Below are 21,168 nucleotides of genomic sequence, written 5' to 3'. Positions count from 1 at the left end.
GGACACGCCCATGCTTCTTTCCGATTCCGACGCACCCCGCGTTGCCCAGGCCCTGGTGGGCCTGGGTGCCGTGCGCATTGCCGCGCACCAGCCGTTCTTCTACACCTCGGGCTGGGCGAGTCCGGTCTATGTGGATGCGCAAGTCCTGATGTCGGATGTCGCGCTGCGGGCCGAAATCATGGACCTCGCGGCGCGCTGCGTGCAGCCGGTGATCGCCGCGCGCGGCATCAATGCCATCGTGGGCACGGAAAGCTCGGGCATTGCCTTTGCGGCATGGCTGGCCGAGCGGCTGGAGCTGCCCATGCTCTATCTGCGCAAGCGCCCCGTGGGCTGGGACATCACGGCCCAGCTCGAAGGGCGTCTGCCGGCCGACGCGAAAGTGCTGCTGGTCGACGATGTGACCACCGACGGCCGCTCCAAGGCCGGCACCGTGGCGGCGCTGCGCCGCGCGGGCCCGGTGGTGGAAGATGTGCTGGTGCTGCTGGACTACGCGCTTTACGCCCAGGAAGCCAGCACGCTGGCCGAGCATGGCCTGTCGCTGCACGCGCTGGCCACCTGGAAGCACCTGCATGAAGCCCTGCTGGCCAGCGGACAGCTGAGCAGCGCGCAACAGGCGACGCTGGCCGACTTCTCTGCCTCGCCCGTGGCCTGGTCCCTGCGCAACGGGGGGACCGGCGCATGATGGCCTGCACTACCGTGACCGAACCGCGCACGCTGGCCGAATCGCTGCTGGCCGAAATCCGCGAAGCGACCCGTGAGGGCCTGGGCGTGACACGCGAAAGCTATGGCAAGGGCGAGAACACCGCGCTGCGCATTCTTGCCGACAAGGCGCAGGAACTCGATCTGCGCTGCGAAAGCGACCGCGCCGGCAACCTGTGGCTGAGCCTGCCCGAGGACCAGCGCGACGCGCCTTTCCTGGTGATAGGCTCGCACGCCGACTCCGTGCCGCAAGGCGGCAATTTCGACGGCCTGGCCGGCATCGTGGCCGGCATGCTGATCCTGGTCGGCCTGCGCGGGCGCCATGAGGACGCGCCGCCGGTGCGCGTGCTCGCGCTGCGTGGCGAGGAAAGTGCCTGGTATGGCAAGGCCTATCTGGGCTCGCTGTCGCTGCTGGGCAAGCTGCCCGCGGCCACGCTGGCGCGCCCGCGGCGCGACGGCGTGGATACCTTGAGCGAAGCCATGGCGCGCTGCGGCGCGGACGTCGATGCCATCGCGCGCGGCGAATCGCTGATCGACACCGCGCGCATTGCGGCCTACCTGGAGCTGCATATCGAGCAGGGTCCGGTCATGGTCAACCGCGGCTGGCCGGTGGCGCTGGTCACGGGCATACGCGGCAACGTGCGCCACAACCTGATCCGCTGCATAGGCGAGTCCGGCCACTCGGGCGCCGTGCCGCGCTGGCTGCGCAAGGACGCCTTGCTCGCCGTGGCCGAGCTGCTGTCGCGCATGGACGAGCACTGGCGCGTGCTGCTGCAGATGGGCATGGACATGGTGATGACCACCGGCATCTGCTCCACCTCGGCGCAATCGCATGCGGTCTCGGTGATTCCGGGCGAGGTCGCCTTCAGCTTCGAAGTGCGCAGCCAGGACACGCAGACGCTGGAGCGCTTCTACACCTTGATGCGCGAGGAATGCGCGGCCATAGAGCGCGCGCGCAATGTGCGCTTCGAGTTCGACGAGCGCCTGTTCACCGAGCCGGCCATCATGGACGCGGGCTGGCTCGATCGCATGGAGGCCGCGGCCTTGCCTGGCGACAAGCTCGAACGCATTGCCAGCGGCGCCGGGCATGACGCGGCGGTATTCGCCAACGCGGGCGTGCCTTCGGGCATGGTGTTCATCCGCAACGAGAACGGCTCGCACAATCCGCACGAAGCCATGGACATAGACGACTTCCTGCTGGGCGTCGATCTGCTGACGCGGGCGATGACTGCCAGGGCCTGAAGACCCTGCCTTCCAACCGGCGGTGCGCATGGCGGCACCCAAGCCATGCCACCGCCGGCATGAAGTTCGCCGGCGGTTGTTCCGATATGATGGCCCCATCCTTTTCCAGGCCCATAGCGAGAGCGCAAGGAGCTATCCGTCATGTTGACTCCGACGTCATCTTTTGCGCTGCGCCGGCGTTGCCTGCTTGGTGGCTGCGTGCTTCTCCTGGGCATGGGCGCCGCCATGGCGCAGCCGGCGGCCACGCTGAGTTTTTCCGAGGCGCAGACCGCGCTGCTGGAGCGTTCGGACCAGCTGGCCGCCGCCCATAGCGCGGTCGAGAGCGCGCGCCTGCGCCGCCAGGGCACGCAAGGTCTGGGCGGCCCGTCGGTGGCGGTCACCGGCATGGCCTACCGTTATTCGGTCAATGCCGATCTCAACCTCGATCCCGCGCGGCGCATGCTCGACGGCACGCTGGGCATGCTGCCGCCCGAGTTGGGGCAGATGCTGCCCGGCACGCCGCAGCTGCCCTCCAATGTCTCGCTGCAGCGCGAGAAGAACAATGCCTCCGCCAGCCTCTCGCTGATCTGGCCGCTGTATATGGGCGGTGTGTCGGACGCCGTGCGCGCCGGGCTCGACGGCGCCACGGACGAGGCATTGGCCGACGCGGCCAGCAGCCGCGAGTCGCTGCATTCCCTGCTGGTACAGCGCTACTTTGGCGCGCAGCTGGCCGAGCGCGCGGCGCAATTGCGCATGCGGGCACTGGACGCGGTGCGCCAGCACGACAGCGCCGCGCAAAGCATGCTCAAGGTGGGCGTGATTGCCAAGGTCGAACGCCTGCAGGCACAGGCGGCATTGGCGGATGCCGAGCAGCAGGCACGCAAGGCGCGCGATGATGCGCAGCTCGCGGGCACGGCGCTGGCGCGCACCGTCAAGGCCCAGGCCCCGGTGCTTCCCAGTTCGCCGCTGTTCGTCAGCAGCCGGCCGCTGGCGCCGCTCGAAGCGTTCGTGTCTGCTGCCCAGCGGCTGCACCCCGGGCTGGGCAAGGTCCAGGCCAAGCAGCGCCAGGCCGAATCGCTGCACGACGCGCAGCAAGCCTTGCGCCGGCCGCAGGTGCTGGCCTTCGGCTCGCACGAACTGGCGACCAGCGGCAAGCCCAACTGGGTGGCCGGCGTGGCCGTGCGCTGGACGCTGTGGGACAGCCTGGACCGCGACGCCATGGCCGCCTCGTCACAGCGCAAGATCGAGCAGGCGCAATCGATGCAGGTCCAGGTGCGCAGCGATATCGCCCTGCTGGTCGAGAAGCACTGGATGGGCGTGGAGCAGGCGCGCCGCCAGTACCTGGCGCAGCAGGCGCAGGAAGACTTGGCGCGCGAGCTGCTGCGCCTGCGCGTGGCCGGTCTCAAGGAGGGCACGGGCACCGTGCTCGACCTGATCGACGCCCAGACGAATCTCGCCAAGGTGCAGACGCAGCGCGCGGAAAGCGCCAATCTGTATGTACAGGCATTGGCCGCACTGCTCGAGAGCTCCGGTCAAAGCGATGCCTTCGCGCGCTACATGGCCCAGGCCGACATCCACATTCCCGCCGACGCACCATGACCCCTAGCACTTCCAAATCCCCATCCCCGGTGCCTGCGCCGTCCCGCGGCAGGCGTTTCGTGCCGGCCATTGCGGCGGTGCTGCTGGTGGTCCTGCTGATTGCCTGGGGATTCTGGCGCGCGGCGCAGCCTGCGCCCCTCTATTTCCAGGGGCAGATGGAGGCCCGGGAGACGGATATCGCCTCCAAGGTCACGGCCCGCATCTCCAAGGTGCTGGTGAAGGACGGCCAGCAGATCCAGCCCGGCGACCTGCTGATAGAGATGGACAGCCCCGAAGTGCGTGCCAAGCTGGCGCAGGCCGAGGCGGCGCGCGATGCAGCCCAGGCCGTGGCGGACAAGGCCCTGGCCGGCGCCAGGCCGCAGGAAGTGCAGATGGCGCGCCTGGGCTGGCAGCGCGCCCAGGCCGCGGCCGAGCTTGCCGAGACCTCCTATCGGCGCGTGCAAAGCCTCTACGACCAGGGCCTGGTCGCGGCACAAAAGCGTGACGAGGCGCTGGCCAACCACCGCGCCGCGCGCGACCAGGCTCTCGCCGCCAAGGCCCAGTACGACATGGCCGCCTCCGGCGCGCGCACCGAAGACAGGACCGCCGCCCAGGCCCAGGCGCGCCAGGTCCAGGGCGTGGTCGCGGAAGTCGAGGCGGCAAGTGCCGAGACCCAGTTGCGCAGCCCCGTGGGCGGCGAAGTCAGCCAGGTGCTGGCCAAGGAAGGCGAGCTGTCGCCGCAGGGCGTGGCCCTGGTCACCGTGGTCGATCTGAGCGACCAATGGGTGGTGCTGAGCGTGCGTGAAGACCATCTGGCGCGTTTCGCGCAAGGCAGCCGTTTCTCGGCGCGCCTGCCGGCATTGGACAACCGCCAGGTCCAGTTCGAGGTGTATTACCTGGGCGTGCTGCCCGACTTCGCCACCTGGCGCGCCACGCGCGCGGGGCAGGGGTTTGATGCGCGCACGTTCGAGGTGCGCGCCAGGCCCGCCGAGCCCATCCAAGGCGCGCGGCCGGGCATGAGCGTCGTGGTGGAAGAAGGCCGCTGAGGCGGATGATGGGCCCGCTGCTCGCCAGCCTCCGGCGCGAAGGGCGGCTGCTGCGTGGCCGCCCCTGGGATCTGGCCATGGTCAGCTGGGTGCCCTTGCTGGCGGTCATGCTGCTGGTCTGGATCTTCTCGGCGGGTCTGCCGCACCGGCTGCCCATCACGGTCTGGGACCAGGACCACAGCAGCCTTTCGCGCCAGCTGGTGCGCTTTCTGGACGCGACGCCGGGCCTGTCGGTGCGCTCGCAGGCGCTCAATGCCTCTGAGGCGCAGTGGGAGCTGCAGTCCATGGCGTCGTATGCGGTCGTGCAGATACCGCCGGGTTTTGCGCGCGATGTGAAGCGCGGCCACGCAGCCAATGTGGTGCTGATGCACAACGCCCAGCTCGCCACGCATTCCAGCCTGATCCAGCGCGATGTGCGCCAGGTCGTCGGCACGTTGTCGGCGGGCATCGAGATGCAGGCGCGTGCCAGGCGCGGCGAGCCGCAGCAGGTGCTGCGGGTGCGCATGGAGCCGGTGCAGACCCATCTGGTCTCGCTGTTCAATATTTCCACCAATTACGAGCAGTTTCTCGCCGCGGCGCTGATTCCGGCACTGCTGCATATCCTGGCGATGACCGCCGGCGCCTGGTCTGTGGGCCGCGAGCTGCGCGACCGCACGCTGGGCGCCTGGATGCAGGAGGCCGGTGGCGACCGGCCCGCGGGCTGGTCCGTGGTGCTGGGCGCGCTCACCGGCAAGCTGGCGCTGCCCTGGCTGACTCTGACATCGTGCGGATGGATGGCTCTGCTATGGCTCACGGCGGGGCGGGGCTGGGCCGTGGCCGGCAGTCTGGTGTGGGTGGGCCTGGGGCTGGCGGCGCTGGTGGCCGTGAGCCTGGCCGCGGGCGCGCTGCTGGCGGCATTGACGCTGTCGCTGCGCACGGCGCTGTCGGGGGCCGGGCTGCTGTCGGCACCCGCATTTGCCTTCAGTGGCGTGGGCTTTCCGCTGCTGGCCATGCCGGCCTCGGCGCGTGGCTGGGCCGTATCCATGCCCTATACCCACTATGCGCGGCTGCAGATCGAGCAATTCCAGATGGGTGCACCGGTGGCCCAGAGCCTGCCCATCCTGTGTTCCCTGGCGCTGGCCACATTGGCGCTGCTGCTGCTGGCCACGGCGGGCCTGGCGCGAGGCCTGCGGCGTCCTGACAAGTGGGGCGGGCGCTGAGCATGGCAAAGCAGCCATCCTTTTTCCGTACTTTCATCGACGCGCTGCGCGCGGTCGTCAGCGATGTCGGCGTGGTGATGCTGCTGGTCGGGGCGCCCGTGCTCTATGGCTTTTTCTACCCCTGGTTCTACGCCGATGAAGTGGTGCAGCGGGTGCCGGTGGCCGTGGTGCAGCAGGACGGCAGCGGCCTGGCGCGCCAGGCGCTGCGCTTTGCCCAGGCCAGTCCGCGCATCGAGGTAACCCTGGTGACCGGCGACGAAGCCGCGGCCCAGCAGGCGCTGCTGCGCGGTGATGTCATGGGCTATGCCGTGCTGCCGCCCGACTTCAAGCGCAAGGTGGTGCGCAGCGAGAACGTCGTGGTGCCGGTCTACGCCAACGGCGCCTATCCGCTCGCGGCCAAGCAGGTGCAGTATGGCTTTGCCGAAGCCGTGGGCACGGTCTCCGCCGGCATCGAGCTGCGGCGCCTGGGCGCCGGCGGACAAAGCAGCCTGCAGGCCGCAAACAGCCGGTCTCCGGTCAATCTGCAGATGCAGGCGCTGTTCAATCCCACCGAAGGCTACGGCAGCTTTGTGGTCGCGGCCGTCGCGGTGCTGATCCTGCAGCAGACCTTGCTGATGGGCGGCGCACTGCTGGTCGGCACCTGGCGCGAGCGCGGCGAGGCCGCGGCGCCGGCATCCGTGTGGCTGGCCCGCCTGCTGGCACTTTGCGTGCTGGGCTGGTTGTCGGGCCTGTACTATTTTGGCTGGATATTCGTCTGGCACGATTTCCCGCGCGGCGGCAATCCGCTGGGGGCGCTGCTGCTGCTGGCGGTCTTTGTTCCTGCTGTCGTGGGGCTGTCGGCGCTGCTCGGCTGGTGGCTGGCGAACCGCGAGCGCGCGATGCAGGTGCTTTTGTTCACATCGATTCCCCTGGCGTTCATGGGCGGCTTCAGCTGGCCCGCGGAGGCATTGCCGAGCGTGCTGCAGGCGCTGCGCTGGCTGTCGCCGAGCACGGCGGCCATCCAGGCTTCGCTGCGTCTCAACCAGGCAGGCGCGCCGGTGCAGGCCGCGCTCTGGTACCTCAGCGTGCTGTCGCTTCTCGCGCTGTGCAGCTGGCTGGCCGTCTTGTGGCTGGGGCGAAACAAGGCCAGCCGTTAGCGGCGCCCGGCGGCCTTGCTGCCCATTTTGTAATTGTGTGCATTTCAGGAATTCCTGAAAACGCCTGCCACGCCATGCTCCAATACCGCCCTTCTTCCTGTCACTGATTGCACCCCCGCAATGATTGTTCGCGAGCGCCCGGCCGGTTATCGGCTTTTTCTTGTCTTGCGGGGCTCGGTGCTGCAGCGCATTCGCCTGTCCCTGGCCATCAACACGCTGCTGGCCATTGCAGTGACGCTGGCCCATGGCAGCCTGTTCTCGGTGAAGATCACGCTGACGCCGATTCCCTTCACGCTGATCGGCCTGCCACTGGCGATCTTTCTGGGGTTTCGCAACAACACCGCCTACGACCGCTACTGGGAAGGCCGCAAGCTCTGGGGCGAGATGGTGATACAGACGCGCACGCTCGCGCGCCAGTGCCTGGGCCTGATCCGCCTGCCGCAGCCCGTCAATGCCAGCCAGCGCGAAAGCGATGTGCGCGTGCGCATGGTCCACCGTGCGATTGCCTATGCGCATGCGCTGCGCCTGCAGTTGCGAGACCAGCCCGAATCCGCCGACGTGCAGCGCTGGCTCACGGCCCGGGAATGGGAGGCGCTGCGCCACAAGCCCGTGGGCCGGCGTGCCGATGCGCTGATGATGAGCATGGGCCAGGAGCTGGGCGACTGCGTGCGCCGCGGCGAGATCGACCCCTGCCTGGCCGCGCGCTTCGACACGACGCTGACCGAAATGGTCGCCGCCGCGGCCTCGTGCGAGCGCATACGCCATACGCCCATGCCGTTTTCGTATGCGCTGCTGCTGCACCGCACGGCCTATATGTATTGCTTTTTGCTGCCGTTCGGCCTGGTCGACATCACCGGCTTCATGACGCCGTTCGTCGTGGCCATCGTCGCCTACACCTTCTTTGGCCTGGACGCGCTGGGCGACGAACTCGAGGAGCCGTTCGGCATCGAGAGCAACGACCTGCCGCTGGACACCATTTGCCGGGGCATAGAGATCAGCCTGCTCGAAGCCTTGAACGCCCCGGACGTGCCTGCGCCGCTGCAGCCGGTGAATTACCAGCTCACTTGAGGTGGGGGCTACAGTCTATGAACCTTCGACTGGTTCAGGTTATCGGCTCAGCACGAATCGCTGATGGCCGTTCACCCTGAGTCCTGAGCCCGTCGAAGAATCGAAGGGTGTCTCCACTCTTGGGCCAGTGCGCCAGTTCATCCTTCGACAGGATGCCCTGCGCCAGGCTCTCAAGAAACAGCTTTTTTTGTCAAATAAATCAATGACTTAGAAATGGTTGGTTTTGTGCAAACAGCGATCGCAAAGTCATGATTTTTTTCCAAAACGAATAGCTAATGGCCGTTCGCCCTGAGCCCGTCGAAGGGCGTCTCCACCCTAGGCCAGTGCGCCAGTTCATCCTTCGACAGGCTCAGGACGAACGGGATTTTTAGGTCATGCTTCACCCTGTTTCTTGCTAACGCATGGCGAGACTTGTCTCGCTTACCCCGCTCTCAAGAAACAGCTTTTTTTGTCAAATAAATCAACGACTTAGAAAGCACTCGATTTGAGCAAACAGCGGCGAACTATGGGCGGCCTACGCTCAAAATACCGACCCTTCGACAAGCTCAGGGCGAGCGGGGAAAACCGTTCGTGGTGAGCCTCGCTCGGCGCGCCCGTCGCACCATGAACGGCCTGCCCTCAAGCCCCGCTGTTTCTTGTCAACGCATTGCGAGGCTTTGCCTCGCTTACCTTGCTCAGGACGAACGGGATTTCGAGAGCCTGCTTTTCAGAGCGGCAAAGGGGCAAGCGCCCAGGTTCCCGCAGGTCTTACGCAAACACCCCCGCCGTCTCCTGCATCCCCGCCGACACCTCGCCCAAATGGTGCAGGCTGTCGCCAAACGTCATCTCGAGCTGCGTCAGCCGCTTGAAGTAGTGGCTGACGATGTATTCGTCGGTCACGCCTATGCCGCCGTGCAGCTGCACCGCCTGCTGGCCGACAAAGCGCATGGCCTGACCCAGCTGCACGCGCGCGCGCGCCACGGCCAGGTGGCGTTCGGCGGCCGGGGCGGTGATCTTGAGGCTTGCGTAATAGCTCATCGAGCGTGCGAGTTCGAGCTGCATCTTCATGTCGGCGACGCGGTGGCGCAGGGCCTGGAAGCTGGCGATCACCACGCCGAACTGCTTGCGCTGGTTCATGTAGTCGACGGTGATTGCCAGCGTCTGCTCCATCACGCCCACGGCTTCGGCGCACAGCGCGGCGTTGGCCACGTCCATGGCCAGCGTCAGTGCCGTCAGGCCATGCTGGGTCAGCAGCGTGGCCGGCGTGGCTGTGCATTGCAGCTCGGCCGCGCGGCCGCCGTCCTGCGTGCCGTAGCCGCGCAGTGCGATGCCGCTGGCGCCGCGCTCGACGAGGAACAAGGCGATCTGGCCATTGAGCTGCGCCGGCACCAGGAAAGCGTCTGCCTGGTCGCCCGCGGGCACCAGGCTCTTGTGCGCGGTGATCACATGGCCGCTGCCGCTGGCCGCTGCCGTGGCGCTGCAGACATCAAGTCGGTAGCGTGCCTTGCGCTCCTGATGGGCCAGCACGAGCAGCGCTTCGCCGCTGGCTATTTTTGGCAGCCACCGGGCCTGGACATCGGCGGGAGCGTACTGGCTCAGCACGGCGCTGGCGATCACGGCCTGGGCCAGCGGTTCGAGCACGATGCCCCGGCCCAGCTCTTCCATGGCCACCATCACGTCGACCGGGCCCTGGCCCAGGCCGCCATGCGCCTCGGGCACGGCCAGCGCCGTCAGGCCCAGCTCGGCGAGTTCGGTGTAGGCGGCGCGCGAAAAGCCGCCCTCGGCCACGGTCTGGTTGCGGCGCTCGAACGTGTACGCCTTGCTCACCCAGCGGCGCACGGCGTCGCGCAGTTGCTGCTGGTCTTCGGAAAAATTGAAATCCATGATGTCTCCTTATTTAGCCACGATGCTTGCACAGGACGCAGCTCTGAAACGGGCATGTCCCAAGCCAGGGGCACCGAGCAAGGGCCGCCCCGCAGCGATGGTGCCGTCCCTGAGCCGGGCGCCCCCCTCCACCGAAGGTTGAGAGGGGGAAGCGACGCAGTCGCTCAGGGGGTGTCATCCAATTACTGTTTGAGCAACGATATTGCGCTGGACTTCATTGCTGCCGCCATAGATGGTGGTCTTGCGCATGTTGAAGTAGGTCGAGGCCAGCGGCGCATTCGCCACTTCGCCGCCAGGGAAGTCGCCCTGCCAGCCGGCTTCCATCGCTTCCTCGATGAAGGGCAGGCTGAACGGGCCGGCTGCGAGCATCATCAGTTCGCTGTAGCGCTGCTGGATTTCGCTGCCCTTGATCTTCAGCAGGCCGGCGATGTCGAGCGGGTTCTTGCCCGAGGTCTCGGCCGAGAGCACGCGCAGCACCATCATCTCGAGCGCGATCACATCGACTTCGAGCAGCGCGATCTGGTCGCGAAAGCGCTGGTCTTCCCAGACGCCTTCGGCCTTGGCGATGCGCTTGAGGCGCTCGAGTTCGCGCTTGGAGCGGTTCACATCGGCGATGTTGGTGCGCTCGTGCGACAGCAGGTGCTTGGCGTAGGTCCAGCCCTTGTTCTCCTCGCCGATCAGATTCTCGACCGGCACCTTGACGTTGTCGAAGAACACTTCGTTGACTTCGCATTCGCCGTCGAGCAGCTTGATCGGGCGCACGCTCACGCCGGGCGTCTTCATGTCGATCAGCAGGAAGGAAATGCCGGTCTGCGGCTTGCCTTCGGTGCTGGTGCGCACCAGGCAGAAAATCCATTCGCCGTACTGGCCCAGCGTGGTCCAGGTCTTCTGGCCGTTGACCAGGTAGTGGTCGCCCTGGCGCTCGGCGCGGGTCTTGACCGAAGCCAGGTCAGAGCCCGAACCCGGCTCGCTGTAGCCCTGGCTCCACCAGACTTCGCCGCTGGCGATGCCTGGCAGAAAGCGCTGCTGCTGCTCGGCGTTGCCAAAGGCCATGATCACCGGCGCGACCATCACCGGGCCGAACGGAATGACGCGCGGCGCACAGGCCAGCGCGCATTCTTCCTCGAACAGATGTTTTTGCACCGCAGTCCAGCCCGGCCCGCCAAAGGCCGTGGGCCAGCCGTGGCCCAGCCAGCCGCGGCTGCCCAGAATCTTGGCCCAGCGCTGCAGGTCGTCGCGCGACAGCCGCAATGCGTTGCGCACCTTGTGCGCGATGTCCTCGGGAAGATGGCTGCGAACCCAGGCGCGAATTTCTTCGCGGAAGGCCTGCTCTTCAGGGGTGAATGCGAGATCCATGCGTCAGTCTCCTGTTATGGGATATTTGTAGCACGGGCGTGCTTTTTCGCCCTGTCCGCAGCGGGACACCCGGTGCCCGACGCGTCAGCGCCGGGCGCCGCTGCGCCGGGCTTGTCGTGCGGTTTTCAATCCTGGGTCGGTGCAGAGGTTGGCTCTACACCCAGTTGCTGGCACAGCGCATGGAGCTGGGCTTCCAGTTGCTCCACCCGGGCTTCCAGCGCCGCGATGCGCTGCTCGGCGACGCTGCTCGCCGCGGCGCGCGGGGCAGGGGCTGCGGGCAATGCCGACAAATCAATCGGGCCGCCGAGCAGCGTTGCCCAGCGCGGCTCGCGCGCGCCCGGCGCACGCGGCAGCAGCACCACCAGCGGGCCGCCTTTTTCCTCGCTGCGTTCCTGCAACTCATCGAGGAAGGCCTCGACCGAGGAAATGTCGGCAAAGCGGTGCCAGCGCTCGGCGTTCAGGCGCAGCTCGGCCGCGGTCTGCGGGCCGCGCAGCAGCAGCAGCGACAGCAGCACGGCCGACTGCTCGGGCACGCCCACGCCGCGCGGGAAGTTGTGCTCCCAGCGCTGGGTGCGGTTGCCGCTCACGGGCGTCACCAGGCTTTGGCGCAGCAGGTCGTCGAGCGCCTGCTGGACGTCGCCTTCATCGAGTTCCATCACGGGATCGCGGCTGCTTTTCTGGTTGCAGCCATTGAGCAGGGCGTTGAGCGACAGCGGATAGCTGTCGGGCACCGTGCGGGCCTTTTCCATCAGCGTGGCAAGCACCCGGGCCTGAACGGGATTGAGCGGAGTGGAGCGTGGGTCAAAGGGCATGGATGAGACAATCGGTGGCAATGAAAAACATCGTGATTCTGATCTCTGGCGGCGGCTCCAACATGGCAGCCATCGTGCAGGCCGCCCAGCAACAGGACTGGGCCCATACCTTGAACGCACGCGTGGCCGCGGTCATCAGCAACAAGGCCGACGCCAAGGGCCTGGAGTTTGCGCGTCAGCAAGGCATTGCCACCGACGTGCTCGACCACAAGACCTTTGCGAGCCGCGAAGCGTTCGACGCGCGTTTGAGCGAAGTCATAGACCAGTACCAGCCCGCGCTGGTCGTGCTGGCCGGTTTCATGCGCATTCTGACACCGGCCTTCGTCAATCATTATGCAGGCCGGCTGGTCAACATCCACCCTTCGCTGCTGCCGGCCTTCACGGGCCTGCACACGCACCAGCGCGCCATCGATGCGGGCTGCAAGTTCGCGGGCGCGACGGTGCATGAGGTGACGGCCGAACTCGACGTCGGCCCTATCCTGGCGCAGGCTGTGGTGCCGGTGCTGGCAGGCGACACGGCGCAGACGCTGGCCGCGCGCGTGCTGGTGCAGGAGCATGCGATCTATCCCCTCGCGGTGGCCGAGTGGCTGGCCCGAAAAGCCTGAACCGCAGGCTTACTGCCGCGCAGCGCTTTCGGCTTCAGGGCTGTAGTCGCCCAGGCGCGTAAACCGCAACTGGCGCTGTCCGTCGATTTCCACGCTTTCGGCAAACATCGCCGCGGGCCGGACCCAGAGGCCGCGCGCGCCGTAGAGCGCGCGGTACAGCGTCATGGCTTCGAGGGTTTCGCTGTGGCGCACCATGTCGAGCACCTGGTAGAGGCCGCCCTTGTAGTGGCGGTACAGGCCCGGCGGCGTAGCGTGCAGGGGGGGCAGATCGTGGTCGGTGGCTTCGTTGGCAGGCATGTGAAAAACGCATGAAAGTCCAGGAAAACAGGGCGGCTGAGCCTGTCGGCGGGTGCGCGCAGTGGCCAGCGAAGGCAGGGGGAACTCCGCAAATGGGACAATCGCCCCCATGCATCCCAACGCCCTCCTTGATGCTTGCTCCGAACTGGTCAAGCGCACCCTGACATTTGAACACCCGGCCGATGCCGTGGTATCCCGCTTTTTCCGTGAAAACCGTGGACTGGGCCAGCGCGAGCGCGCCGCCCTGGCCGAAACGGCCTATACCGTGCTGCGTAAAAAACTGCTGTTCGAAAGCCTTGCGCGTTCGGGCAGCGGCCCGCGCGAGCGCCGCCTGGCGATTCTGGGCTATCACGGCCCGCGCGACTTTCTCAAGGCCGCGCTGAACGAGCAGGAAATTGCCTGGCTGGCCCAGTGCGATGCGGTCAAGCCCGAAGATCTGATGGAGCCCCACCGCCACAACATGCCGGCGTGGCTGGTCGAGCCGCTCAAGGCCCAGCTGGGCGACGGTTTCTGGCCGCTGGCGCAAAGCATGGAAGAGGGCGCTCCCCTCGACCTGCGCGTCAACGCCTTGAAGGACAAGCGCGCCGATGTGCAAAAAGAGCTGGCCAAGGCCGGCATCCGGGCCGTGCCCACGCCGTTCTCCCCTTGGGGTCTGCGTGTGGAAGGCAAGCCTGCGCTGACCCGCTACGACGTGTTCACGCGCGGTGCTATCGAAGTCCAGGACGAAGGCTCGCAACTGCTGGCCCTGCTGCTCGACGCCAAGCGCGGCGAGATGGTGGTCGACTTCTGCGCGGGCGCGGGCGGCAAGACGCTGGCGATAGGCGCGAGCATGCGCAGCACCGGGCGGCTGTACGCGTTCGACGTGTCCGGTCACCGCCTCGAAGCGCTCAAGCCGCGCCTGGCGCGCAGCGGGCTGTCGAACGTGCACCCTGCTGCGATCGCTCATGAGCGCGACGAACGCGTCAAGCGCTTGTCGGGCAAGATCGACCGCGTGCTGGTCGATGCACCGTGCTCGGGCCTGGGCACGCTGCGCCGCAACCCCGATCTCAAGTGGCGCCAGTCGGAAGAAGCGATTGCCGAGCTGACCGTCAAGCAGGCGGCTATTCTCGACAGCGCTGCGCGCCTGGTGAAGTCGGGTGGGCGCCTGGTCTACGCGACCTGCTCCATTCTGCCCGAGGAAAACGAGGCGATTGCCGAAGCCTTCAGCGCGGCCCATCCGGACTTCGTGCCGCTCGAAGCCGCGGAACTGCTTGAACAGCTCAAGGTGGCCGCGTCGGCGAGCCTGTGCAGCGGCGGCGCGTCGGGCGGTCGCTACCTGCGCATGTGGCCGCATCTGCACCAGACCGACGGCTTCTTCGCCGCGGCCTGGGTGCGCAAGTAGTCTCTTGTTGCCAATTACCTGTAAGTGCAGGTAATTGCTTGGTATTCTTCATACGCCGCGCCTTAAAATGAAACACCGCTTTTTCAGGCGGTGTTGCTTTTTGGAAGGTGGGAGCTATGTGGAATCCCGATAGTGCGCTCTGGAGCGCCATGCTCGACTGGCTGGGCCACGGGTTGTGGCGGCTTTCCTGGTGGCAACTGGTGCTCGTGGCGCTGGCCACGACCCACCTGACCATCGTCGCGGTCACGGTATTCCTGCACCGTTGCCAGACCCACCGCGCGCTTGAGCTCGGCCCTGTTCCCTCCCACTTTTTCCGCTTCTGGCTCTGGCTGTCCACGGGCATGGTCACGCGCGAATGGGTCGCGGTGCACCGCAAGCACCACGCCAAATGCGAAACGCCCGACGATCCGCACAGCCCGCAGCAGCGCGGCCTGCGCGCCGTGCTGTGGCGCGGCGCCGAGCTCTACCGCACGGAAACGACCAATGCGCAGACCCTGCGCAGCTATGGCCAGGGCACGCCCGACGACTGGCTCGAGCGCCGCATCTACAGCCGCTTTCCGGGCCTGGGCATCGCACTGCTGCTGGTGCTCTACCTGCTGCTGTTCGGCATTGCGGGCCTGGCGCTGTGGGCGGTGCAGATGGTCTGGATTCCGTTCTGGGCCGCGGGGGTGGTCAACGGCATAGGGCACTACTGGGGCTACCGCAACTTCGAGGTCCGCGACGCGAGCCGCAATATCTCGCCCTGGGGCCTGCTGATCGGCGGCGAGGAGCTGCACAACAACCACCACACCTACCCGACCGCGGCCAAGTTCTCGGTCAAGCGCCATGAGTTCGACATCGGCTGGGCCTACATCCGGCTGCTGCAGGGCCTGGGCTGGGCGCGCGTCAAGAAGCTGCCGCCGCGCTGGCAGGAAGGCGAAGTGCGTGCCGAAGCCGATGAAGCCACGCTCGAAGCCCTGATCGCCCACCGCTACGAGGCCATGGCGCGCTATGCGCGCGGCCTGCGCCTGGCCTGCGCGGCGGAAGTCGAGGGCCTCAAGGCGCGGCGCGCGGGCCGCGACGAAGTCTCGCTGCTCAAGGCCGTGCGGCCTGCGCTGGTGCGCGACCAGGAGCGGCTGCCGCAGCGCACGCGCGCGCAGATCGACCAGGTGCGCGCGGCCCATCCGGTGATCGACCAGATGCTGACCATGCGCGAGGAACTGCGCCAGCTGTGGCTCAACACCTCGCACACGCGCGAGCAGCTCACCGCCGACCTGCGCGCCTGGTGCCGCAAGGCCGAAGCCAGCAACATACGCGTGCTGCAGGAGTTCTCGATCGCGCTGCGCGCCGTGCGCCTGTAATTAGGGGGCCGTGACCAGGCCCTGGCCCACATCGGATTCATCGGTATTGGCGACAAACACATTCTTGCGTGCGTTCGAGATCAGCCGCGCCGAGACGTTGCGTGCCGTGGGCTTGATGTCTGCCTGGCGCAGGAATTGCCACCACAGCGCCGCGACACCGGCCACATGGGGGCAGGCCATGCTCGTTCCGCTGATGGTGCGCAGCCCGCCACCGGGCCAGGCCGAGGTGATGTCGACGCCGGGCGCCGACAGCCGGGCCTGGATGTTGGAGAAATCCGCAACCATGAATTTGCCGTCGGTGCGCCCGACGGCCGCGACCGAGATCACATCGTCGGCCGAGGCCGGCAGTGAAGTGGCGATGCGGTAGTCGCGCTTGAGCGCGCGCCGGCTCTCATTGCCGGCGGCGGCGATGACCAGCGGCGCCACGCCAAAGGCGGCCTGGGCCTTGAGCACGGCCATGATGGCGTCGAACATGCGCAGATTGCCCCCATAGGCTTCAAGCGCCGTGGAGGTGGCCAGGTCGAGCGGCCAGCCGTCGGCCGTGAGGCGCAAGACCATGCCCGGAAAATCGAAGCCCAGCGACATCGAGATGATGTCGGCCTGCTGCTCCATCGCCCAGGTGAGCGCGTGAAACACCATTTCGGACTGGCCAGCGCCGTCATCGCCCAGGACCTTGCCGATCAGCGCGCGCTCCACGCCGCGCGCCACGCCTACGCGCTGCTGGCCGTCGTTGCGGCCGAAGATGGTGCCCGCGCAATGCGTGCCATGGCCATTGCGGTCGCCATTGCCGTGGTCGCTGAAGTCCTTTTCGACCAGCGTCATGCCCGCGAATGCGGGGTGGTCGCGGTCAATGCCGGTGTCGAGAATGGCGACATTGACACCCGCGCCGTCGTAACGGCTCTTGTCCGCGCGCACCGCCTTGATGCCCCAGTTGCTGGCCAGCGCCGTGCGCGGCAGCACCTGCTTCAATTCCACCGGGCTGATCAGCCGCGTGGGCATGGTCGGCACGACCAATTGCACCTGGGGATCGTTCTTGAGTTCGCTGACCGCATGTTCGGGCAAGTGTTCTGTGGACACTGCGGGCAGCGCGCTTTCGAGCGAGAGTATGCCGGTATCGAGTTCACGTTTGCTGATGCGACGCTGATAGACGTATTTCAGGATGATGTAGCGTTTCATTTGCGCTCCACGGGCTGCATCAGCCGAATGACCTCCCATTCACAACTGTGTCTGCCGTTGAGCGATAGTGTGCGCTCACTTGGATGGGGCTGCAATACAAAAAACAGGAGGGTGTGCCCTAGTTGCATGGGAGTGCAAGGCAGTGTGTGGGCCAACGAAAAAAGGACACCGAAGTGTCCTTTTCAAAGAAGCATGAGAGGTTGCTGCTGAAACAGCGGGCAACACCCGTGAAGCGCTTACTTGAGCTTCATTTCCTTGTACTCGACATGCTTGCGAGCCTTGGGGTCGAACTTCATGATCAACATCTTTTCAGGCATTGTCTTCTTGTTCTTGGTAGTGGTGTAGAAGTGACCGGTACCCGCAGTGGATTCCAGCTTGATCTTGTCGCGTCCGCCTTTAGATGCCATGGTATTTCTCCTTCAGGGAATTAGGCTTGGCCACGGGCACGCAGGTCTGCGAGCACGGCGTCGATACCGTTCTTGTCGATCAGGCGCAGAGCAGCGCTGGAAACGCGCAGGCGCACCCAACGGTTCTCGGTTTCCACCCAGAAACGACGGTACTGCAGGTTAGGCAGGAAACGACGCTTGGTCTTGTTGTTGGCGTGGGAAACATTGTTTCCCACCATGGGCTTCTTGCCCGTTACATCACATACGCGTGCCATGAGGACACTCCGATAGTTTTTTACAGCCGTGGTCACCGAGCCCTGCTCAAACAGGTTGCGCAGGTCGTGCCCATGGCCTCACCTCGCCAGAATTCGGGTGGCGGTAACCCGTCGCTGAACCTGTGGCAAGCCTTGCACGCCCCTGTGGGGCATGCTCAAATTCAGCAAAGCCTGCGATTATAGGCGTGCCCCGCCGGGAACGCCCCGGCAAAAGACCTTATTCCTGCTCGAGGAAACGCTGGGCATCGAGCGCGGCCATGCAGCCCGTGCCGGCGCTGGTGATCGCCTGGCGGTAGACATGGTCCTGCACGTCGCCCGCGGCGAACACGCCGGGCACGCTGGTCTGCGTGGCAAAGCCCTTGAGGCCGCCCTGGGTCACGATGTAGCCGTTCTCCATTTCCAGCTGGCCCTGGAAGATATCGGTGTTGGGCGAGTGGCCGATGGCGATGAAGCAGCCTTGCAGCGCGATGTCTTCGGTATGACCGTCCTGGGTGCTCTTGAGGCGGATGCCGGTCACGCCGGACTGGTCGCCCAGCACTTCGTCGAGCGTGAAATGGGTCTTGAGCTCGATCTTGCCCGCTTTGACCTTCTCGTGCAGCTTGTCTACCAGAATGGGTTCGGCCTTGAACTTGTCGCGGCGGTGGACCAGCGTGACCTTGCTGGCGATGTTGGACAGATACAACGCTTCTTCGACGGCCGTGTTGCCGCCGCCGACCACGCAGACCGGCTGCTCGCGGTAGAAGAAGCCGTCACAGGTTGCGCAGCCCGAAACGCCGCGGCCCATGAACGCCTGCTCGGACGGCAGGCCCAGGTATTTGGCCGAGGCGCCGGTGGCGATGATCAGCGCATCGCAGGTATAGGTGCCCGAATCGCCGGTCAGCGTGAACGGGCGCTGGCTGAAGTCGACCTTGTTGATGTGGTCGAAGACGATCTGCGTCTGGAAGCGCTCGGCATGCTCCTGGAAGCGCTGCATCAGTTCGGGGCCCTGCACGCCCATCACATCGGCGGGCCAGTTGTCCACGTCGGTGGTCGTCATCAACTGGCCACCCTGGGCCATGCCGGTCACGAGCAGCGGCTTGAGGTTCGCGCGGGCCGCATAGATGGCGGCGGAATAACCGGCGGGGCCGGAGCCGAGGATCAGAACTTTGGCGTGTTGCGTAGTGGACATGGTTGCACTCATGAAAAACATGCCGACGATCGGCATGTGAAGGTTCATCAATAGGACGGATGATGGAGTATCCCCTGCAGCAGGAGTTTCCGTATGCGCAGTCCGTCAATCACCGGGATTGTAAAAAATCATCAAAGCGCCCGAGATTGGAACGTCTTGTTGCAAGTGTCTGCCTTCTCCCACACAGCCAGTCCGGTGCGCAGGCGGGCTGTGGGGTAAGCTCCCGCTTGCGTATGACTTACACATTGAATGCCCTGAACGGTTCCGCAGGGAAATCATCGACCCGCACCGGATTGGCCCGCTTCGGCCATGAAGTCAGCCTCATCGTGGGGCTGCTGGCGCTGGTGTTTCTGTTGCTGTCGCTGCTGAGCTACTCGCCGCAGGACCCGGCCTGGTCGACTTCGGGCGCGGTCCAGGGGCGCTGGGTGCACAACTGGGTGGGGCGCTCGGGCGCCTGGCTCGCCGACACCTGCTATTTCGGTTTTGGCTTCTCGGTCTGGTGGCTGGTGCTCGCCGCCGTGACGAACTGGCTGGGCTCGCTGCTGCGCTGGACGCGCGGCGGCGTGCAGCCTGCCGACCCGCTGTGGCTGCGCCGCCTGCGCTTCTGGGGCGGGCTGGCGCTGCTGGTGCTGGCCAGCACGTCGCTCGAATGGTCGCGCATGTACCGTTTCGAATCCCTGCTGCCCGGGCACGCGGGCGGCGTCGTGGGCTATGTGTTCGGCCTCAATGCCATGCAATGGCTGGGCTTCACCGGCTCGGGCCTGGCCGGCATCGTGCTGATGGTGCTGGGTGCATCGCTGGTGTTCGGTTTTTCCTGGGGGCAGCTCGCCGAGCGCCTGGGCAGGCGCATCTATTCGATGGTGCGCGTGAGCCGCGCCCAGCATGAAAAGGCCAAGGACGTGGCCGTGGGCCGCAAGGCCGCACGCGCGCGCCAGGTCGATGTGCAGGAAGAGCGCAGCGAAAACGTAGAAAGCCATCCCCTGCCGGTGCAGATCATCGAGCCGGTCATGGAGGCCGCCTGCGCGCCCAGCGAGCGCGTGATCAAGGAAAAGCAAAAGCCGCTGTTCCAGGAGCTGCCCGACACCAGGCTGCCCCAGGTGGATCTGCTCGACGCCGCGCAGCAGCGCCAGGAAACGGTCTCGGCCGACACGCTGGAAATGACCAGCCGCATGATCGAGAAGAAGCTCAAGGACTTCGGTGTCGAGGTGCGTGTGGTCGCGGCCATGCCCGGCCCGGTGATCACGCGCTACGAAATCGAGCCGGCCACGGGCGTCAAGGGCTCGCAGGTCGTGGGCCTGGGCAAGGACCTTGCGCGTTCGCTGTCGCTGGTCTCGGTGCGCGTGGTCGAGACCATTCCCGGCAAGAACTACATGGCGCTGGAGTTGCCCAACGCCAAGCGCCAGTCGATCCGCCTGTCCGAAGTGCTGGGCTCCAAGGTCTACCACGATGCCAAGAGCATGCTGACCATGGGCCTGGGCAAGGACATCGTCGGCAACCCGGTGGTCGCCGATCTGGCCAAGATGCCGCATGTGCTGGTCGCGGGCACGACCGGTTCGGGCAAGTCGGTCGGCATCAACGCCATGATACTGTCGCTGCTCTACAAGGCCGAGGCGCGCGATGTGCGCCTGCTGATGATAGACCCGAAGATGCTCGAAATGTCGGTCTACGAAGGCATTCCGCATCTGCTGTGCCCCGTGGTCACCGACATGAAGCAGGCCGCCAACGGCCTGACCTGGTGCGTGGCCGAAATGGAGCGCCGCTACAAGCTGATGAGTAAGCTGGGCGTGCGCAATCTCGCGGGCTACAACGCAAAAATAGACGAAGCCAAGGCCAAGGAAAGCTTCATCTACAACCCGTTCAGCCTCACGCCCGAGTCCCCCGAGCCGCTGGACCGCCTGCCGCACATCGTGATCGTCATCGACGAACTCGCCGACCTGATGATGGTCGTCGGCAAGAAGATCGAGGAGCTGATCGCGCGCCTGGCGCAAAAGGCCCGCGCCGCCGGCATCCACCTGATTCTCGCGACCCAGCGCCCCAGCGTGGACGTGATCACCGGCCTGATCAAGGCCAACATCCCGACCCGGATCGCCTTCCAGGTCAGCAGCAAGATCGACAGCCGCACCGTTCTTGACCAGATGGGCGCCGAAGCCCTGCTGGGCATGGGCGACATGCTGTACATGGCCAGCGGCACGGGCCTGCCGATCCGCGTGCATGGCGCCTTTGTCAGCGACGAGGAAGTGCACCGCGTCGTCAAGTACCTCAAGGAGCAGGGCGAGCCTGACTACATCGAGGGCGTTCTCGAAGGCGGTGTCGCCGATGGCGATGGCGAAATCGGTGGCGACGGGGATGGAAATGGCGAAAAGGACCCCATGTATGACCAGGCGGTCGAAGTGGTCCTCAAGGACCGCAAGGCCAGCATCTCGTACGTGCAGCGCAAGCTGCGCATAGGCTACAACCGCTCGGCGCGCCTGTTGGAAGACATGGAAAAAGCCGGCCTGGTGAGTTCGCTCACGAGCAGCGGACAGCGTGAAGTGCTGGTGCCGGCGCGAAATGAATAGGGCC

At 66.0% G+C, this 21,168-nt stretch carries 18 protein-coding genes and 2 pseudogenes; 12 read left to right on the top strand and 8 right to left on the bottom strand.

Going from position 1 to position 21,168, the window contains the following annotated elements; all coding sequences use genetic code 11:
* The first annotated feature begins 10 nt into the window (after window positions 1–10).
* The 7 genes from GVL12_RS00335 (at window position 11) to GVL12_RS00305 (ending at window position 7,947) form a co-directional block, all read left to right on the top strand.
* Entirely contained in the window at window positions 11–682 is a 672-nt protein-coding gene (locus GVL12_RS00335; RefSeq protein ID WP_159910652.1) for an orotate phosphoribosyltransferase, read from the top strand.
* Window positions 679–1,941: a hydantoinase/carbamoylase family amidase gene (locus tag GVL12_RS00330; protein WP_159910651.1), complete on the top strand. Its 1,263-nt coding sequence runs from the start codon at window positions 679–681 to the stop codon at window positions 1,939–1,941. The genes GVL12_RS00335 and GVL12_RS00330 overlap by 4 nt, the downstream gene beginning before the upstream one ends.
* A 141-nt stretch (window positions 1,942–2,082) precedes the next feature.
* On the top strand, window positions 2,083–3,519 hold the full coding sequence (locus GVL12_RS00325; RefSeq protein WP_159910650.1) for a TolC family protein: 1,437 nt from the start codon (window positions 2,083–2,085) through the stop codon (window positions 3,517–3,519).
* Entirely contained in the window at window positions 3,516–4,544 is a 1,029-nt protein-coding gene (locus GVL12_RS00320) for an HlyD family secretion protein (protein ID WP_159910649.1), read from the top strand. Before GVL12_RS00325 ends, GVL12_RS00320 begins: the two co-directional genes overlap by 4 nt.
* 8 nt (window positions 4,545–4,552) lie before the next feature.
* The gene (locus GVL12_RS00315; protein WP_159910648.1) at window positions 4,553–5,743 is read left to right on the top strand and encodes an ABC transporter permease; all 1,191 of its coding nucleotides are present in this window, start codon (window positions 4,553–4,555) and stop codon (window positions 5,741–5,743) included.
* A gap of 2 nt (window positions 5,744–5,745) precedes the next feature.
* A complete protein-coding gene (locus GVL12_RS00310; RefSeq protein WP_159910647.1) occupies window positions 5,746–6,879 on the top strand; it encodes an ABC transporter permease in 1,134 nt (377 codons plus the stop codon).
* A 120-nt stretch (window positions 6,880–6,999) separates the two neighbouring features.
* Window positions 7,000–7,947, top strand: a complete 948-nt coding sequence (locus tag GVL12_RS00305) for a bestrophin family protein (RefSeq protein ID WP_159910646.1) — start codon at window positions 7,000–7,002, stop codon at window positions 7,945–7,947.
* Between the two features lie 747 nt (window positions 7,948–8,694).
* Here the strand turns inward: GVL12_RS00305 and GVL12_RS00300 are convergent.
* From GVL12_RS00300 to GVL12_RS00290, 3 genes are all read right to left on the bottom strand, one after another.
* Window positions 8,695–9,810 carry an acyl-CoA dehydrogenase family protein gene (locus GVL12_RS00300; protein WP_159910645.1) on the bottom strand — a complete coding sequence of 372 codons (1,116 nt, stop codon included), beginning with the start codon at window positions 9,808–9,810 and terminating at the stop codon, window positions 8,695–8,697.
* 174 nt (window positions 9,811–9,984) lie between these two features.
* Window positions 9,985–11,166 carry an acyl-CoA dehydrogenase family protein gene (locus tag GVL12_RS00295; protein WP_159910644.1) on the bottom strand — a complete coding sequence of 394 codons (1,182 nt, stop codon included), beginning with the start codon at window positions 11,164–11,166 and terminating at the stop codon, window positions 9,985–9,987.
* 125 nt (window positions 11,167–11,291) lie between these two features.
* The gene (locus tag GVL12_RS00290; protein WP_159910643.1) at window positions 11,292–11,978 is read right to left on the bottom strand and encodes a YceH family protein; all 687 of its coding nucleotides are present in this window, start codon (window positions 11,976–11,978) and stop codon (window positions 11,292–11,294) included.
* A 32-nt stretch (window positions 11,979–12,010) separates the two neighbouring features.
* Here GVL12_RS00290 and purN point away from each other — a divergent pair, with 32 nt between their 5' ends.
* Window positions 12,011–12,583, top strand: a complete 573-nt coding sequence (gene purN, locus GVL12_RS00285) for a phosphoribosylglycinamide formyltransferase (protein WP_235033774.1) — start codon at window positions 12,011–12,013, stop codon at window positions 12,581–12,583.
* A 9-nt stretch (window positions 12,584–12,592) separates the two neighbouring features.
* On the opposite strand, the gene GVL12_RS00280 is transcribed toward purN, so the two are convergent.
* Complete coding sequence (locus GVL12_RS00280) at window positions 12,593–12,880, bottom strand: DUF1653 domain-containing protein (RefSeq protein ID WP_159910641.1); 288 nt, start codon at window positions 12,878–12,880, stop codon at window positions 12,593–12,595.
* A 109-nt stretch (window positions 12,881–12,989) separates the two neighbouring features.
* Between GVL12_RS00280 and GVL12_RS00275 the strand changes: the two genes are divergently transcribed.
* Window positions 12,990–14,261 (top strand): RsmB/NOP family class I SAM-dependent RNA methyltransferase, encoded by a 1,272-nt coding sequence (locus GVL12_RS00275; RefSeq protein ID WP_159910640.1) that lies wholly within the window; start codon window positions 12,990–12,992, stop codon window positions 14,259–14,261.
* Window positions 14,262–14,377: 116 nt separating this feature from the next.
* The gene (locus GVL12_RS00270; protein ID WP_159910639.1) at window positions 14,378–15,601 is read left to right on the top strand and encodes a fatty acid desaturase; all 1,224 of its coding nucleotides are present in this window, start codon (window positions 14,378–14,380) and stop codon (window positions 15,599–15,601) included.
* Here GVL12_RS00270 and GVL12_RS00265 read toward each other — a convergent pair whose 3' ends face one another.
* From GVL12_RS00265 to trxB, 4 genes are all read right to left on the bottom strand, one after another.
* The gene (locus GVL12_RS00265; RefSeq protein WP_159910638.1) at window positions 15,602–16,777 is read right to left on the bottom strand and encodes a S8 family serine peptidase; all 1,176 of its coding nucleotides are present in this window, start codon (window positions 16,775–16,777) and stop codon (window positions 15,602–15,604) included.
* 236 nt (window positions 16,778–17,013) lie between these two features.
* A complete protein-coding gene (rpmG, locus tag GVL12_RS00260; protein WP_008904999.1) occupies window positions 17,014–17,184 on the bottom strand; it encodes a 50S ribosomal protein L33 in 171 nt (56 codons plus the stop codon).
* Between the two features lie 20 nt (window positions 17,185–17,204).
* Window positions 17,205–17,438 (bottom strand): 50S ribosomal protein L28, encoded by a 234-nt coding sequence (gene rpmB / locus GVL12_RS00255; RefSeq protein ID WP_159910637.1) that lies wholly within the window; start codon window positions 17,436–17,438, stop codon window positions 17,205–17,207.
* 217 nt (window positions 17,439–17,655) lie between these two features.
* Window positions 17,656–18,606 (bottom strand): thioredoxin-disulfide reductase, encoded by a 951-nt coding sequence (trxB, locus tag GVL12_RS00250; protein ID WP_159910636.1) that lies wholly within the window; start codon window positions 18,604–18,606, stop codon window positions 17,656–17,658.
* A gap of 59 nt (window positions 18,607–18,665) precedes the next feature.
* Between trxB and GVL12_RS26440 the strand changes: the two are divergent.
* Both GVL12_RS26440 and GVL12_RS00245 read left to right on the top strand, forming a co-directional pair.
* Window positions 18,666–19,436: pseudogene (locus GVL12_RS26440) on the top strand (DNA translocase FtsK 4TM domain-containing protein); the annotation flags it as partial.
* 225 nt (window positions 19,437–19,661) lie between these two features.
* Window positions 19,662–21,164 (top strand): annotated as a pseudogene (locus tag GVL12_RS00245) (DNA translocase FtsK); the annotation flags it as partial.
* Window positions 21,165–21,168: the final 4 nt, after the last annotated feature.

This window comes from Pantoea sp. 18069 (assembly GCF_902706035.1).
GTDB lineage: Bacteria > Pseudomonadota > Gammaproteobacteria > Burkholderiales > Burkholderiaceae_C > Comamonas.
The sequence above is the reverse complement of the archived record's forward strand: the minus strand, read 5'-3'. Positions and strand labels throughout refer to the sequence as shown.

What these genes read in the sequence shown, in the direction of transcription:
- GVL12_RS00275 (WP_159910640.1), top strand. Translation starts at nt 12,990, where the DNA reads ATGCATCCCAACGCCCTCCTTGATGCTTGCTCCGAACTGGTCAAGCGC.
- GVL12_RS00310 (WP_159910647.1), top strand. Translation starts at nt 5,746, where the DNA reads ATGGCAAAGCAGCCATCCTTTTTCCGTACTTTCATCGACGCGCTGCGC.
- rpmB (WP_159910637.1), bottom strand. Translation starts at nt 17,438, where the DNA reads ATGGCACGCGTATGTGATGTAACGGGCAAGAAGCCCATGGTGGGAAAC.
- GVL12_RS00305 (WP_159910646.1), top strand. Translation starts at nt 7,000, where the DNA reads ATGATTGTTCGCGAGCGCCCGGCCGGTTATCGGCTTTTTCTTGTCTTG.
- GVL12_RS00300 (WP_159910645.1), bottom strand. Translation starts at nt 9,810, where the DNA reads ATGGATTTCAATTTTTCCGAAGACCAGCAGCAACTGCGCGACGCCGTG.
- GVL12_RS00315 (WP_159910648.1), top strand. Translation starts at nt 4,553, where the DNA reads ATGGGCCCGCTGCTCGCCAGCCTCCGGCGCGAAGGGCGGCTGCTGCGT.
- GVL12_RS00280 (WP_159910641.1), bottom strand. Translation starts at nt 12,880, where the DNA reads ATGCCTGCCAACGAAGCCACCGACCACGATCTGCCCCCCCTGCACGCT.
- GVL12_RS00335 (WP_159910652.1), top strand. Translation starts at nt 11, where the DNA reads ATGCTTCTTTCCGATTCCGACGCACCCCGCGTTGCCCAGGCCCTGGTG.
- GVL12_RS00290 (WP_159910643.1), bottom strand. Translation starts at nt 11,978, where the DNA reads ATGCCCTTTGACCCACGCTCCACTCCGCTCAATCCCGTTCAGGCCCGG.
- GVL12_RS00270 (WP_159910639.1), top strand. Translation starts at nt 14,378, where the DNA reads ATGTGGAATCCCGATAGTGCGCTCTGGAGCGCCATGCTCGACTGGCTG.
- GVL12_RS00295 (WP_159910644.1), bottom strand. Translation starts at nt 11,166, where the DNA reads ATGGATCTCGCATTCACCCCTGAAGAGCAGGCCTTCCGCGAAGAAATT.
- GVL12_RS00320 (WP_159910649.1), top strand. Translation starts at nt 3,516, where the DNA reads ATGACCCCTAGCACTTCCAAATCCCCATCCCCGGTGCCTGCGCCGTCC.
- GVL12_RS00330 (WP_159910651.1), top strand. Translation starts at nt 679, where the DNA reads ATGATGGCCTGCACTACCGTGACCGAACCGCGCACGCTGGCCGAATCG.
- rpmG (WP_008904999.1), bottom strand. Translation starts at nt 17,184, where the DNA reads ATGGCATCTAAAGGCGGACGCGACAAGATCAAGCTGGAATCCACTGCG.
- GVL12_RS00265 (WP_159910638.1), bottom strand. Translation starts at nt 16,777, where the DNA reads ATGAAACGCTACATCATCCTGAAATACGTCTATCAGCGTCGCATCAGC.
- GVL12_RS00325 (WP_159910650.1), top strand. Translation starts at nt 2,083, where the DNA reads ATGTTGACTCCGACGTCATCTTTTGCGCTGCGCCGGCGTTGCCTGCTT.
- trxB (WP_159910636.1), bottom strand. Translation starts at nt 18,606, where the DNA reads ATGTCCACTACGCAACACGCCAAAGTTCTGATCCTCGGCTCCGGCCCC.